The following is a 14475-nucleotide window of genomic DNA, read 5'->3' as shown; positions in this document are numbered from 1 at the left end:
CTCCCGCTACTCGACAGTGACGGACTTCGCCAGGTTACGCGGCTTGTCGATGTCGTACCCGCGGGAACTGGCGATCTCCGCGGCCAGCACCTGCAACGGCACCGTGGAGACCAGCGGCTGCAGCAGCGTCGGCACCGCGGGCACCTCGATGAGTTCGTCGGCGAACGGGCGCACGGTCTCGTCGCCCTCCTCGGCGATCACGATCGTGCGCGCGCCCCGCGCCTGGATCTCGCTGATGTTCGACACCAGCTTCGAGTGCAGCACCGCGCGGCCCTTCGGCGACGGCATCACGACGACGACCGGCAGGCCCTCTTCGATCAGCGCGATCGGACCGTGCTTCAGCTCGCCCGCCGCGAAGCCCTCCGCGTGCATGTACGCGAGTTCCTTCAGCTTCAGCGCGCCTTCCAGCGCCACCGGGAACCCGACGTGGCGGCCGAGGAACAGCACCGCGCGCGAGTCGGAGATCCGCCGCGCGATCTCGCGCGTCTGCTCCACAGTGGACAGCACCTTCTGCACCGCGGCCGGCATGGCTTCCAGCTCGGCGAACTCGCGGGCGACCTCGTCCGGGTACTTCGTGCCGCGCGCCTGCGCCAGCGCGAGACCGACGAGGTAGTTCGCGGCGATCTGCGCGAGGAACGCCTTGGTCGACGCGACCCCGATCTCCGGCCCGGCGTGCGTGTACAGCACCGCGTCGGACTCGCGCGGGATCTGCGCGCCGTTGGTGTTGCAGACCGCCAGGACGCGGGCCTTCTGCTCGCGCGCGTGCCGCACGGCTTCGAGGGTGTCCGCGGTCTCGCCGGACTGGGAGACGGCGACGACGAGCGTGTCGCGGTCGAGAACCGGGTCGCGGTAGCGGAACTCCGACGCCAGCTCCACCTCGACCGGCAGCCGCGTCCAGTGCTCGATGGCGTACTTCGCGACCAGGCCCGAGTGATACGCCGAACCGCAGGCGATGACGAAGACCTTGTCGACGTCACGCAGGTCCTGGTCGGAAATCCGCTGCTCGTCGAGGATGATCCGGCCGGCCTCGAAGTGCCCGCGCAGCGTGTTCGCCAGCGCCTCCGGCTGCTCCTCGATCTCCTTGAGCATGAAGTACTCGTGGCCGCCCTTTTCGGCGGCCGACAGGTCCCAGTCGACGGTGAACGGCTTGGCCTGCGCGGCGTCGCCGTGGAAGTCGGTGACCTCGTAACCGTCGCGGGTGATGACGACCAGCTGGTCCTGGCCCAGTTCGACGGCCTCGCGGGTGTGCTCGATGAACGCGGCGACGTCGGAAGCGACGAAGTGCTCGCCCTCGCCGACCCCGACCACCAGCGGCGACGACCGGCGCGCGGCGACGATCGTGTCCGGCTCGTCCGCGTGCGTCACGACGAGCGTGAACGCGCCCTCCAGCCGACGGCACACCGCGGCGACGCTGGCCGGCAGGTCGCCCTTGGTGTCGCCCTCGGAGTAAGCGAGGGAAACCAGGTGCGCGGCGGTCTCGGTGTCGGTGTCGCTGGCCATCTCGATGCCCGCGGCCTCGAGCTCGGCGCGCAGCGCGGCGAAGTTCTCGATGATCCCGTTGTGCACCACGGCCACGCGGCCGGTGGTGTCCCGGTGCGGGTGCGAGTTCCGGTCGATCGGGGCCCCGTGCGTGGCCCAGCGGGTGTGCCCCATGCCCGCGGTCCCCGCGAACGCGTCGCGGCCGACCTCGTCGAGCCGGGCTTCCAGGTTGGCCAGACGGCCGGCCTTGCGCTCGACTGTCAGCGCGCCGGCACCGTCCAGCACCGCCACGCCAGCCGAGTCGTAGCCCCGGTATTCCATGCGGCGGAGCCCACCGAGCACGACGTCCAGAGCCGGGCGGTGTCCGACGTATCCCACGATTCCACACACGCGAACTAGCGTAACGAGACAAGTCCAGTCCCCTACTCCGGTCCCTAGAGCGGGGTTTTCAGTGCCGCTGAGCTGGGCGAGCGGCCTCCCGGACAACGCTTGACCGGGTGCGCGCGCAGTCCGGCGGCGGACCCCTAAACCGATCGGGGTGGCGCACCGGGCCGGGGCGGGGCACGGGCAGTAAGGTCACGCGCATGGCCAGCAAGCCCAAGCAGCTGCTCACGGAGCTGTCCCACCCGGGACCCCACGAGGTTTTGCGCGGCAACCTCGCCCTGGTCGGACTGCCCGGCGTCGTGTTCACCCCGCGCCAAGGCCTTGGCCTGCCCGCCATCGCGTTCGGGCACGGCTGGATGCAGCCGGCGACCCGCTACCGGCAGCTCCTGCACCACCTCGCGAGCTGGGGCGTGGTCGCCGCGGCCCCCGCGACCCAGCTGGGCCCGCTCCCGTCGCACCGCCTCCTGGCCGGCGACCTGCTGACGACGCTCGACGTCATCACCACGGTCCGCCTCGGCCCGGACGGCATCAGCGTCGACCCGGAGAAACTGGGCCTGGCAGGCCACTCCACCGGCGGCGGTTCGGCAGTGCTCGCAGCCGCCCAGTCCGCCGGAGCAGGCGACGACGCCCGCCCCAAGGTCCGCGCGGTGGCGACAGTGGCCGCGGCGCAGACGTTCCCGCCCGCGACGGAAGCCGCGAAGGTGATCGGCGCCCCCGGTCTGCACCTGGCCGTGGACGGCGACCTGGTGGCCCCGGCGGTCGGCCACGCGGATGCGATCGCCCAGGCTTGGGCCGGTCCGGTGCAGCTGCGGACGCTGGCGAAGTCCTCGCACCTGGCGGTGACGGAGGGCCGGCACTGGAGCCAGTTGCTGCTGCAGGGCAAGCCGCAACGGGCGACTCAGCAGTTGGCGAAGGCGCTGTTCACTGCGTTCTTTCTCACGCATTTGACGGGTACGGACAAGTACCTGCCGCTGCTGGACGCGGATGTGAAGCGCGCGCCGATCGAGGTTCCCGAGGACGAGGAACCGGCTGCCTGATCAGCCGGTTCGGCTCAGGTAGCCAGCCAGTCGGTGTTCGTGTAGTCGTCCTCGTCGTGGTGCACGCCACGCCGATGCCGCCCCGACGCCGGAGCCGCGGCAGGCGGTGCCGGAGCAGGAGGAGGCGTGCTCGGCCGCTCGGCAGCGGGCTCGGCGGACACGTAGCCGGCGCGACGTTCCTTCTCCGCCTCGTCGTCCTCGAACCCGAAGCTGACCTCGCCCTTGGGCTTGTCGCCGACGGTCGACTCCATCACCCAGCCGCCGGCCTTCGCCGCGCGGCGGGCGCTCTCCTGCACGCGGACGATCACCTGGCCGACCGTGCGCAACTGCTTGTCGCTGGCCTCTTTGCTTTCCTTGAGGTCTTTCCGGACCCGGCTGCCGATCAACGCGAGCCGTTCCTCCGCCTCGCGTTCGATCTGGGCCATCTTGTGGCGGAACCCCGCCCCCAGGTCTTCGCTGCTCACCGCGTCCTCCCCCGTTCTAACGGCCAGGCTGATCGTCGTCGAGCAACGAACCGCTGATCCGGTTCGAGTTGGACTGCGAACCGAAAAGACCGCCGTCGACACGGTACGCGCTCGACGAACGTTCCTGCTCTCCTCCGCCGCCCGGCGCATTGCCGAGGCCGCCCATCATTCCGCCGCCCATCATGGCCGGGGTGCCGGAGCCGCTCGCCTCGTGATGCACGGGCGCGGTGCCGAGCTGCGAGGTGTCGGTCGGCGGAGCGTCGCCTGCCGAGGCCGCCATCGGGTCGCCGATGTCGCCGAGGCCGACGTGCGGAGCGGTGCCGATCCCGGGGTCGGCGGAGAACGGGTCGAGCACGGACTGGGCGCTCGTCGAATCGTCCGGTCCCGACGCCGCCGCGGCCGCTGCCGGCTCGTGCGTCGCGGGCAGTTCGTGCGAGGGCGGCTGGCCGGGGACGACCTGGTGCTCCTGCGCGGCTGGCTGACCGGGGACGGCTTGATGTGCTTGCGCGGCGACCTGATCCGGGGCTTGATGTCCTTGCGCGGCGACCTGATCCGGGACGGCCTGGTTGGCGGCAGCGGCCACTGGCTGGCCCGCCGCCGCGTCCGGCACCGGCGTACCGGGCGGCGTAGGACCGCCCGGCGTGGCCTGCCCGCCGACCGCCGAAGCCGCAGCGGCTCCACCGCCGCCGGTTCCCCCGTTGTGGTTGCCCGGGTTCAGCGCACCGTCGTCGCCGAGGGTGTACTTCGTCGGATGGCCGGATCCGTCGTCGATGGTCACGACCGTCGGGCCGTCGGCTCCGGACGGCCGCTCGGCCACGATCGACAGCTTGCCGTCCTGGATGTGGATCTTGCCGTCCGGACCGGGCTGGTACTTCTGCCCGGATCCCTGCGTGCCCTCGTGTCCCTGCGCACTGTCGTGGCTCTTCGCGGCGTCCTGGGCCGGGACTCCGTCGTGCCCCTGGCCAGTCCCTTGCGCTCCGTCGTGGCCCTGCGGACCGGGCCCGGCCGCCGGGTCCGGATGCTGCTGCCCCGGAGTCCCCGGCGGCTGCGTGGCACCCGGCTTCTCCTGGTCGCCGAAGTCGAGGTCGTAAGTCTTCTGCTTGCCCGTGCCGTCGTCGACGCTGATCCCCATGTGCCCGTCCTTGCCGGGTTCGGACATGGAGATCTTGTGGCCGTCGTGCTCGACGGTCATGGTCTCGGGCTCTTCGGGCTTGAGCGCCGCGCCCGTCTTCGGGTCGATCGGATACGGCTGCCCGGTCTTCGGATCGACCTCGAGCGGCTGATGGGTGACCGGGTTGAGCCCCTCGGCCGGCTGCGGCTGAGTCTGCGGCGTTTCCGGCATCTTGGGCGTCTGCGCCGCGGCCGGGACCGGCCCGGAGCCGCCGGTGCTCGGCATCCCCGAGTCCTTGCCGCCACCGCCCGACGACGACGGCGTGGTCTGCTGGCCGCCCCCGTCCTGCTGCTTCCCGCCGCCCTGGTCAGCGGGCTTCGACGACGTGGTGAAGAGATCCTCGCGAGCCTTGCCCAGCGACGCGCCGAGCTCGTTCCACACCTGGTCGACGCTCGTCCGCGTGTGCTCGCAGACCTGCTGCCAGTTGGTGACGTGCTTGTCCATGAACCCGCAGAACCCGGCGAGCCACTTCTTGGCCCACTCCTGCCCGGCGTCCTTGGTCTCGTCGTTGAGATCGCAGCTGTCGTCGTCCATCTTGTCCTTCATGTCCTGAGGCATGAGTCGAACAAAATGCTTGAAGTCGTCGTCGCTCGCGTTGCGGCCCATCTCGGCGACCCGGATCAGCCGGTCGATGTCGCCGGGCGAGAAGTCGCCCTTGTTGGGGTACTCGGTGATGTAGTAATCCTGCAGCCACTGGCACTTCGCCCGGATCAGCTTCGCGATCGAGGCGATGCTGCGGTCGATCAGGCCCGCCCCGTCCTTCAGGGTCTGCTCGACAGCCTTCGTGCCGTCGGTGATCCCCTTCCAGGACTGCTGAGCCGAATCCCGCGCGTTGCCCGACCAGTTGGCGAACACGGTCGCCATCCGGTTGTCCTGATCCGCCGCGGCGTCCACAATGGACGCGTTGACGTCCGTCAATTCCTTGGCAGCGGCCTTGAATTTGTCGAACGGGATGTCCCGCTGCTCGTCGAACGGGTCGCCGACGTGCGGCTGGAACGGATGGTCCGGCAGGTTCTGCGCGACCAGTCCACGGGCGCGGCTGTAGAGCGGCAGCAGGTTCCGGAACGGTTGCAGGCCCGAGACGCCGAGGTCGAGGATCTCGTTCGAGTTCGCGACACCCGGATCCGTGTCAGTGTTCTTGGCGCCCTGGTCTTTCAGCTTCTGCTTGTCGCCGTCGACCGCCTGCTGCTGCTTGTCCTGCGCCGCCTTCGCGCCTTTGTCCGCCTGGTCCTTTGCCTTGCCGTACCAGTCGTAGACGTCGCTTTCGCTCGACCACTCCCAGTCCATGTCTCCTTCGGAGATGGACAGCTTGTCCTTGTAGTAGTCGCGCCAATGGTTGCGGTCTTCGTCGCTCTGAAAGCCGTAACTCTGCGCTTCGCCGTCGTCGTCTTCGTCCTCGACGTAGTCGAAGTAGCGAAGCGCCAGCCCCCGTTTGGTGTTGCTGTCGATGCTGGGGTCGTTCATCAACTGCTGGAACTCTTGGAAAGTCGGGAAGTTCCCGCTGCGCTCGGCCATCAGCGCTTGCCGCTCTTCGTGATGGAGTCCGAGCTGCTCGCCTCGTTGGACGTGTACTTCTTGCTCGCCGACCCGAGGTTGTTCCCGAAGTCCTCAGACGCCTTCACGTAGCTGTCGACGCACTTGCCGACCGCCTCGATTCCGGTCTTGTACAGCTGGAACGAGCCGTGGTGCTTCCGCCCGAAGTCCGCTTCGGTGATCTGCAGCTGCTTCAACGCGGGCAGCGTCGTCTGCAGCCGGTCCTTCGCCGCGTCCCGCACGAATCCGCCCGCCGTCTCCAGCATCTGCGGATCGACATTCTGCCGGTTCCCCACGCTCGCCCCTCCTCGACTGCCCAGTGCTTCCGGACCTTGGACGCACAAAAGCCGTCGGCGGTGCCGGACACTCGTCTACGGAATGTACCCGGAGAGTGACGAGGAGCGCAGCGATTCGGGCAGTTCGGTCAGGAGACCGCGGACACGACCCCAGCCAGCCGATCCGCCGCGGCCTGAGCCGTGTCGTGGGCCGGGGCCTCCACCATCACCCGCACCAGCTGCTCGGTCCCGGACGGACGCAGGAGAACCCGGCCTTCCTCGCCGAGTTCGGCTTCGACCTCGCCTATCGCGTCGCGGACTTCGGCGGACCCGGCGACCGCTGCCTTGTCCGCCACCGGGACGTTGACCAGCACCTGCGGGAGCCGGTTCATCACCGCGGACAGTTCCGCCAGCGGTTTGCCCGTCGCGGCCATCCGGGCCATCAGGCGCATCGCCGTCAGCAGGCCGTCGCCGGTGGTGGCGTGGGCGGGGAGGACTACGTGGCCGGACTGTTCGCCGCCGAGGGCCAGGCCCGACGCGCGCAGTTCCTCCAGCACGTAGCGGTCACCCACCGCAGTCGTGACGACCGTGATGCCGTGGGCCTTCATCGCCAGGTGCAGGCCGAGGTTGCTCATCACGGTCGCGACCAGGGTGTCCTTCACCAGCGCGCCTTCTTCGGCCAGCGCCAGCGCCAGGACCGCCATGATCTGGTCGCCGTCCACCAGTTCGCCGGCGGCGTCGACGGCCACGCAGCGGTCGGCGTCTCCGTCGTGGCCGATGCCGAGGTCGGCACCGTGTTCGACGACTGCCGCGCGCAGCAGGTCAGGGTGGTTCGAGCCACAGCTGTCGTTGATGTTGAGGCCGTCCGGCTCCGCGTGCAGGGCCACGACCTCGGCGCCGGCCCGGCGGTACGCCTCCGGAGCGGCCGCGGACGACGCGCCGTTCGCGCAGTCCACCACGACCGTCAGGCCGGTCAGCGGGTGCGGCGTCGCGGCGACCAGGTGCTCGATGTACTTGTCGAGCGCGTCGGGAACGTCGGTGACGCGGCCGACGCCGTCGCCGGTCGGGCGGGTGATGCCGGTCGCGTCGAGGCCGGATTCGATCTCGTCCTCGATGCTGTCCGGCAGTTTGTGCCCGCCGGCGGCGAAGAGCTTGATGCCGTTGTCCGGCATGGGATTGTGCGAGGCGGAGATCATCACGCCGAGGTCCGCTTCGAGCGCACCGACGAGGTACGCGACGGCGGGGGTCGGGAGCACGCCGAGCCGCAGGACGTCCGCACCGGCTGACGCGAGGCCCGCCACCACGGCGGCCTCCAGCATCTCGCCGCTGGCGCGCGGGTCGCGGCCGACCACGGCCACCGGGCGGTGCGAACGGTCGTGCGCCGCCAGCACTCGGGCGGCGCTCGCCGCGACCGACAGGGCCAGTTCCGGGGACAGGTCGGCATTGGCCAGACCGCGTACCCCGTCGGTGCCGAACAGTCGAGCCATCTGATCCCTCTCCTCGAACTGCGAGACCGAAAGTCTAGCCCGCGACGCCGCTGTCCAACCGGAGGGCAGGGGGCGCGATCGGGGCCACAAACGCAACCGGCGGCGCACGAGGTGAGACCTACGTACGCCGCCGGGGTCCAGGGGCTTGCCCCTGGCGGGGGCTTGGGGGTTCGACCCCCAATGTGATCGCGGAGTGAGCCCGGTGAAGCGCCGTCAGGCGCGAGCAGGGTTCGCCCACGAACGGAGCATCAGCGCTTGGAGTACTGCGGGGCCTTACGGGCCTTCTTGAGGCCGTACTTCTTCCGCTCCGTGGCGCGCGCGTCACGGGTCAGGAAGCCGGCCTTCTTCAGTGCCGGGCGGTCGTCGGCGTCAACCTCGACCAGCGCACGGGCGATGGCGAGACGCAGCGCGCCCGCCTGGCCCGAGATCCCGCCGCCCTTGAGGTTGGCGAAGATGTCGAAGGAGTCCGGCTTCTCGACGGTGACGAGCGGCTCCTTGATGAGCTGCTGGTGCACCTTGTTCGGGAAGTACTGCTCGAGCGACTTGCCGTTGAGCTTGAACTCACCGGTACCCGGCACGACGCGGACGCGGACCACGGCCTCCTTGCGGCGGCCGACCGTCTGCGCGTTGCCACCGGCGGCACGCGACGGGCGCGGGGCGGCGGCGGACTCGCTGGTCGCCACGGCCTCGGCGGGGGTCTCGGTCGAAGCGACGACCTCGGTCTCGGTGCTGGTCAACTGTTCCTCACTCACTGCGCGACCTGCGCGATCTTGGTGATCTCGCGCGCCTGCGGCTGCTGCGCGGCGTGCGGGTGCTGCGGGCCGGCGTACACCTTCAGCTTCTTGGCCATGGCGCGGCCGAGCTTGTTCTTCGGCAGCATGCCCTTGACCACCTTCTCAACGAGGTGCTCGGGCTTGGTGTCGAGCAGCTCGCCGAAGGAGCGCTTCCGCAGGCCGCCGGGGTAGCCGCTGTGCCGGTACGCGAACTTCTGCTCGCGCTTGTTACCGGTGAGAGCGACCTTCTCGGCGTTGACGATGATGACGAAGTCACCGGTGTCCACGTGCGGGGCGTAGGTCGGCTTGTGCTTGCCGCGCAGCAGCGTGGCGACCTCGGTCGCGAGCCGTCCGAGCACGACATCCTCGGCGTCGATCACGTGCCAGGCACGAGTGACGTCGCCGGGCTTGGGGCTGTACGTGGGCAAGGGTCTACCTCGTCGTCATTGCGTGTGGGTAATGTGCGGGCCGAGCGCTGACGCGCCGCAACGCACAACGACATATGAAGATACCCCTGTGGTCCCGCCTGTTGTGCAGCGGGGGTGCGAAGACGCCTCGTCGGCCGGTCACAGCGTACCCGACCGGTTCCCGGAACCACCACGCCGCCGTGCGCGTCCGCTCGAGGTGAGACGATTCGCTCGCGCATCCGCGCGAGCACGAGCGAGCACCTGGGGACAGCAGTTGAAGACACGAGCGAGGACGACCGCAGCCGTACGGACGACCGCGGCCGTCGCCGCCGTGCTGGCGCTCGCGACCGCGTGCGGGCAGGCCCGCGCCGGCACCGCGCTGCCCGACGGCGATCAGGCCGCCGCGTACGTCGGCGCGAAGTTCGAGAAGGCCATGGCGAAGCTCGGGGACACGATCGTCGACCCGCGCAACGTGACCAACTCCGCGGACCGGTACTTCAAGTTCGACGACAAGTACCTGCACAACATCGTCACCTCCGCGCGCACCGGCAGCCCGGAGAGCCGCATCGTGCACAACCGGTCGCAGAAGAACCCCAACGAGTTCCTCGACTCGTTCACCCCGGCCGACGGCACCGTCGAGTACCTCTACCTCGGCCCGGCCTACAAATCGCTCGCGCCGACGCCGTGGGTGTCGATGCCGAAGCCGGAGGCCGGGCTCGTGCAGCCGTGCGCGTGGGGCGGGGTGCAGATCGCGTGCAAGATGGGCGACTCGGTCGACAGCTCGTACAAGGCGGACAAGAAAGCGCTGCGCGGCGCGAAGAGTTCCGCGGACGGCACTGAGCAGCTGACCGTGAACGTGCCGTTCTCGATCTTCCTCGACCGGCGCGTCGAACTGCTGCCGGACAAGCTGGTCAACCAGGTCGGACCGGAACTGCGCAAGGCCGTCGTGCCGAGCACGATCACACTCAAGCCGGACGGTTCGCTCGCCGAGTTCACGATGGCGGCCAAGTTCGAGGGCGACGGGCACAAGGTCGAACTGCGCTACGACTTCAAGTTCACCGGCGAGGCGACCGCCTCGGACCTGCCGACGATTCCGGACGCCTCGCAGGTCACCGTGCTCGCGGACGACGCGGCCAAACAGGACTTCTACCGCAGGCTCGGCGAACTGCAGGGGCGCTGATGCGCACTCTCCCGCCGACCCCCGCGCCCATCGAACCCCGAGGTGAGCACCGATGACCCAGCCTCCCGACCAGCAGCCGCAAGGCCAGCCGCAGTGGTGGCAGCCGGGGACGAACCCGCCGCAGCAGGGCTATCCGTCCGAAGTGGACAGTTCCGGCTGGCAGGGCGGACAGCCCGCGGGCGGCCAGTGGGCGCAACCTCCGGCGCAGCAACAGTTTCCGCCCTCGCAGTATCCGCAGCAGGGTTACCCGGCTCAGCCTTACGGGCAGCAGGGCCAGCCGTACGGCGGGCCTGGGCAGGCGCACAGCCAGCCGACTCCGGTGCCGCCGCAAGGCCAGCCGGGGCAGCAGCCGCCCGGAAGTCCTTACGGCGGCGGGTTCCAGCCGTCCGAGTACGGCGGGCTCGGCGCGTTTTCTTCCGCCAAGCCAGGAAAACCGCGGTCGAAGAAACCGTTCCTGATCGCCGGCGCGGTCGTGGTGGTGCTCGCCGCCGCGGCCGGGATCTCGTGGGCGACCGGAGTGTTCAGCGGGGACACCCTGGACCAGAAGTCGTTGCAGGACGGCGTTTCCAAGGTGCTCAACGAGAACTACGGCGAGCCGGACGTCAAGAACGTCGCGTGCCCGTCCGGGCAGACGATCGAGAACGGCGCCACGTTCGACTGCACGGTGCAGGTCGGCGGGCAGCCGAAGAAGGTGACCGTGCGGGTGCTCAACGACAAGCCGGAATATTCTGTCGGCGCTCCGCACTGAGCGGCGCGGTTTCCCCGGCCAAGCCAGGAAAACCGGTCGAAGAAACCGTTCCTGATCGGCGACGCGATCGTCGTGGTGCCGACCGCCGCGCCAAGGCGCTCAACGAGCAGCCAGAATATTCCGTCGACACCCCACACTGAGCCGCGAAAGTCTTTCCCTCGCACGAAAACGGCGGGCCGGCACCCGAAGGTGCCTGGCCCGCCGTGGTTTCGGAGCGTGGCTCAGAACAGGTTCTGCACCGAGCGGTCCGTCGCCTGGTAGCCGTCCGCGATCTGCGGCAGCACGGCGGCGATCTGCGCCAGAAGCTGGGTGAACTCGTCGAACTTCTGGTCCCACTCGTTCTGGGCCTGGATGTACTGGTCCTTCGCTTCACCGCTCCAGCTGTGGGTCAGCGGGTTGAGGTCGCTCTTCAGGTTGTCGAAGAGGGTCTTCAGCTCGCCACCGGTGGCGGTGCAGTCCTCCGCTGCGCGGTGGATCGTACCCGGGTCTACAACAATACGGCCGTCAGGCATGTCAAGCTCCTGTCAGAAGAATGAATGAAGATGGGGGCGAAATCCGAACGGGAAAGATCCCGATCAGCCAAGAACGCCGAAGCCCTTGTTGAGCGAGTTGATGTGCTCGTGCTGCGCCGCCTCGCTCTTGGCGTACATCGAGCCACCTTCCTGAAGCAGGGTGCCGATGCGGTGCAGAGCGTCGTTGAGGCCACGACCGCAGTCGTCGAAGCGGCGCATGACGTTGTCGAAGGCACGCTGCGCGTCGCCTTCCCAGCCCGCGCGGGTCGCCTCGATGTTGGAGCGCAGGTCGCCCAGGTTCTTGTTCATCCGGCCGGTCGCGTCGACAACGCGCCCCTCAGCCTGAGTGAATTCCTTCGGATCCCCAGTGAAGCCGCCAGCCATGGGAGCTACCCCCTTCGTGAGTGGTTGTGCGCGCCGGCTGGTGTTTCCGGCACTGCACCTACGACGAAGACATTGCCAGTTCGGTTCACACTTGTCGCGACTTCTTCTCAAGTAGTTGCTTGCGTGAACGCCGGATCAGGGAACCGCCCGGCAACGGCCGGGTTAACGATCTCCGGGCGCTTCCGAAAAAACCTTGTCCACCAGCGTGGTTAGCACACGCACAGCCGGTTCCCGGAATATTTCAGGAGTCCCGGCTCATGATTCGCGACTGCGAAAAGTCCTCGTCCTCTTCACTCGTCCGTGTCTGTTCGGGCGAAATCTTGGGACGAACGGGAACCGGCTCGGGAGCGGCGGGTTCCACCGGCATCGGCAATCCGCGGGCCGTGCGGAACCGGCGGGCGGCCCCGCGCACCGCGGACGGCGCGGGTTCCGCGGCGCCGGAAAGCCGTCGCCTGCCGAACTCCTTCAGCAGTTCCCGGTTTTCGCCGCGGCGCCGTTCGCTGCGCGCGAGCGCGGTGCCCGCGACGCGCCGCGAGAAAGTGACTGCGTCCTGGCCTGCTCGGGTGAATGCCGCTGGCGCGGATTCCGGTTCGGAGGCCACGAGTGCTCCTTCAGCTGGTGATCTTCAACGTGCGCACCACCTGCTCGCACGCGGCGTCGACGCGCTGCTGCACCGCCGGCGACTGGTACTGGCAGCCGACGTGCACCCGGATCCGCCCCTGTACGAGCACATACCAGCGGACGGTAATCCGTTCGGGTTTGCTCTCGACATAGCCGATCACGCTCCGGCCACCGTAAGTCAGGTCGGAGCGGAACGCAGTGTAGTTCGCGTTTCCGCTGACTCCGGATCGCAAAGCATCGACGAGTTTCTGCCGGTCCGCCGTCGCGTCGTAGTCCATGACGAACTCCTGCGCGAGCACGAGGTCGTTGCCCCGCTCGGCGTCCTGCGGGTGCAGGATCACCTGCCGGTCCGCGACCTCGTCGGTGGTTTGGACCCAGTCGTTCGGCGCGACGAGGCTGAAGTCGTATTGGGAGAACGAGCGGCCTTGCTCGGAGTTGTTCCCGCTGCTGACGAAGTACCCGACCCCGCCCGCGATCAGCGCCGCGACCGCCACCGCCGCGGTGATCAGCCACAGCTTGCGGCGTTTCTTCGCTTTGCCGCCGGAGCCGCCCGACGCCTCGGCACCGGGAGCACCGAACGTCCCGTTCCCGGAACCGTTCTGTCCCAACGCGTTCTTGCCCGGCCCAGTCTGTAATGGACTCGGGGGCGCTACGGCTCCGAACGGCGCGCTTTGCGGTCCCCTGGCCGGATCGGCGGGTGAGAACCCGCGCGGCGGCACCGGAGCGTTCCGCGGCGGCGCGTTCAGCGCGTTCGGCACCGGCGGCACGCGACGGGTCGGCGCGTCCCCGCGGACGATCTCGGTGCGATGGTCGGTGTGCCCCGGGATCGACGAACCGGGCAGCACGCCGGTGCGGTCCGGTTCCAGCAGCACCGCCCGGAGCGCGCCGCGCGCGACGACCGTCTCCGGCTGGTCCAGGCTCGTCGGCACCACGCCGGTGCGCTCGTGCACCAGCCGGGAAATCATCGGGATCCGGCTCGAACCGCCGACGAGGAAGATCGCCGCGAGCTGCTTCGGACGCAGGCCCGAGTCGGCGATCGCGCCGCTGGTCAGCTCGACCACCCGGCCGAGCGGAGCCCCGATCAGCCGTTCCAAGTCCACTCGCGTCACGTGCGCGTCCGCGAACGGCGGCGGCAACGGGACGTCGGTGTACGTGTGCCGGGACAACGTCTCTTTCGCGCCGCGGACGTCCTGGCGCAGCACCCGGCGCCGTCGCCGCTCGGCCAGCTCGCGACCCTCGACCAGCTGCTGCCACGCCTGCGGATCCGTGCCGGACACCAGCGACCCGACGTGCTCCAGCAACGCCTGGTCGATGTCGGCCCCGCCGAAGCTCGGGTCGCCTCGGGTAGCGAGCACCTGGAACCCGCCCCGCTGCGGCGGCGCACCCGGCGCCCGCGCGGCGCGCGCGGCCTCCGGCGACCGCTGGACGACGCTGACGTCGACCGTGCCCCCGCCGAGGTCGAGCACTGCCAACGCGTCGCCAGGACGGCCGGAGAACTCGACCGTCCGACCGCCCGGCGAAGCTTCCGGGGCGAAGGTGGCCGCGTGGTACACCGCCGCGGCGACCGGTTCCGGCACCAGCGCCACCTCGCGCGCCAGCCGTCCCGCGGCCTGGCGCAGCAGCCGGGTGCGGATCGCGCCCCAGTCCGCCGGGTGGGTGAGCACCAGCAGGTCCACCTCGGCGTCGCCCGCGACGCGCCGCGCCTCGGCGACCGCCCGGTCCAGCACCGCGTGCACGACGTCGATGACCCGCAGCACCGAATCGCCGAGCAGCAGATCGCCCTCGTCGATCCGCCGCTTCGGATTCGGCTCGTACCGCGACGGGTCGACGGCCGCCTGCCGCTCGGCCTCCTGGCCGACGAACAGGGTGCCGTCGGACGCCGCGTACACCGCCGAAGACATCAACGGCTGCCCGTCGATCACCACGACCTGCGGTTCGCGGCCGTTGACCGACACGACGACACAGGTGCTCGAGGTCCCGAAGTCGATCGCGACCCGCACCGTCACCGGGCACCCCTTCG

General features: G+C 69.6%; 14 protein-coding genes. 3 read left to right on the top strand and 11 right to left on the bottom strand.

What is annotated here, in order from left to right:
- Positions 1-6 precede the first annotated feature (6 nt).
- Complete coding sequence (glmS, locus tag ACFORO_RS40295; RefSeq protein ID WP_354748163.1) at positions 7-1869, bottom strand: glutamine--fructose-6-phosphate transaminase (isomerizing); 1863 nt, start codon at positions 1867-1869, stop codon at positions 7-9.
- Positions 1870-2063: 194 nt separating this feature from the next.
- On the opposite strand from glmS, the gene ACFORO_RS40290 reads away from it, so the two are divergent.
- Positions 2064-2900, top strand: a complete 837-nt coding sequence (locus ACFORO_RS40290; protein WP_377874031.1) for a dienelactone hydrolase family protein — start codon at positions 2064-2066, stop codon at positions 2898-2900.
- 14 nt (positions 2901-2914) lie between these two features.
- Here the strand turns inward: ACFORO_RS40290 and ACFORO_RS40285 are convergent, their stop codons facing one another.
- The 6 genes from ACFORO_RS40285 to rplM form a co-directional block, all read right to left on the bottom strand.
- Complete coding sequence (locus ACFORO_RS40285; RefSeq protein WP_377874030.1) at positions 2915-3364, bottom strand: hypothetical protein; 450 nt, start codon at positions 3362-3364, stop codon at positions 2915-2917.
- Positions 3365-3380: 16 nt separating this feature from the next.
- On the bottom strand, positions 3381-6050 hold the full coding sequence (locus tag ACFORO_RS40280; protein WP_377874029.1) for a hypothetical protein: 2670 nt from the start codon (positions 6048-6050) through the stop codon (positions 3381-3383).
- A complete protein-coding gene (locus ACFORO_RS40275) occupies positions 6050-6364 on the bottom strand; it encodes a hypothetical protein (RefSeq protein WP_354748171.1) in 315 nt (104 codons plus the stop codon). The genes ACFORO_RS40280 and ACFORO_RS40275 overlap by 1 nt, the downstream gene beginning before the upstream one ends.
- A 128-nt stretch (positions 6365-6492) precedes the next feature.
- The gene (glmM, locus tag ACFORO_RS40270) at positions 6493-7830 is read right to left on the bottom strand and encodes a phosphoglucosamine mutase (protein ID WP_377874028.1); all 1338 of its coding nucleotides are present in this window, start codon (positions 7828-7830) and stop codon (positions 6493-6495) included.
- A gap of 248 nt (positions 7831-8078) precedes the next feature.
- Positions 8079-8567, bottom strand: coding sequence for a 30S ribosomal protein S9 (gene rpsI / locus ACFORO_RS40265; protein ID WP_037816243.1), 489 nt, complete (start codon positions 8565-8567; stop codon positions 8079-8081).
- Between the two features lie 11 nt (positions 8568-8578).
- On the bottom strand, positions 8579-9031 hold the full coding sequence (gene rplM, locus ACFORO_RS40260; RefSeq protein WP_009072361.1) for a 50S ribosomal protein L13: 453 nt from the start codon (positions 9029-9031) through the stop codon (positions 8579-8581).
- Between the two features lie 253 nt (positions 9032-9284).
- Here rplM and ACFORO_RS40255 point away from each other — a divergent pair, with 253 nt between their 5' ends.
- The gene (locus tag ACFORO_RS40255) at positions 9285-10190 is read left to right on the top strand and encodes a hypothetical protein (protein WP_377874027.1); all 906 of its coding nucleotides are present in this window, start codon (positions 9285-9287) and stop codon (positions 10188-10190) included.
- A 52-nt stretch (positions 10191-10242) separates the two neighbouring features.
- Positions 10243-10938: a DUF4333 domain-containing protein gene (locus ACFORO_RS40250; RefSeq protein WP_377874026.1), complete on the top strand. Its 696-nt coding sequence runs from the start codon at positions 10243-10245 to the stop codon at positions 10936-10938.
- A 221-nt stretch (positions 10939-11159) separates the two neighbouring features.
- Here the strand turns inward: ACFORO_RS40250 and ACFORO_RS40245 are convergent, their stop codons facing one another.
- From ACFORO_RS40245 to ACFORO_RS40230, 4 genes are all read right to left on the bottom strand, one after another.
- Positions 11160-11450 carry a WXG100 family type VII secretion target gene (locus ACFORO_RS40245; protein WP_354748179.1) on the bottom strand — a complete coding sequence of 97 codons (291 nt, stop codon included), beginning with the start codon at positions 11448-11450 and terminating at the stop codon, positions 11160-11162.
- Between the two features lie 63 nt (positions 11451-11513).
- Complete coding sequence (locus ACFORO_RS40240) at positions 11514-11834, bottom strand: WXG100 family type VII secretion target (RefSeq protein WP_116202477.1); 321 nt, start codon at positions 11832-11834, stop codon at positions 11514-11516.
- 241 nt (positions 11835-12075) lie between these two features.
- On the bottom strand, positions 12076-12435 hold the full coding sequence (locus ACFORO_RS40235; protein ID WP_377874025.1) for a hypothetical protein: 360 nt from the start codon (positions 12433-12435) through the stop codon (positions 12076-12078).
- Positions 12436-12445: 10 nt separating this feature from the next.
- Positions 12446-14461 carry a type VII secretion-associated protein gene (locus tag ACFORO_RS40230; RefSeq protein WP_377874024.1) on the bottom strand — a complete coding sequence of 672 codons (2016 nt, stop codon included), beginning with the start codon at positions 14459-14461 and terminating at the stop codon, positions 12446-12448.
- Between the last annotated feature and the right edge of the window lie 14 nt (positions 14462-14475).

Source organism: Amycolatopsis halotolerans, from assembly GCF_042647905.1.
GTDB lineage: Bacteria > Actinomycetota > Actinomycetes > Mycobacteriales > Pseudonocardiaceae > Amycolatopsis > Amycolatopsis halotolerans.
This window is presented reverse-complemented; position numbering and strand designations above follow the sequence as displayed.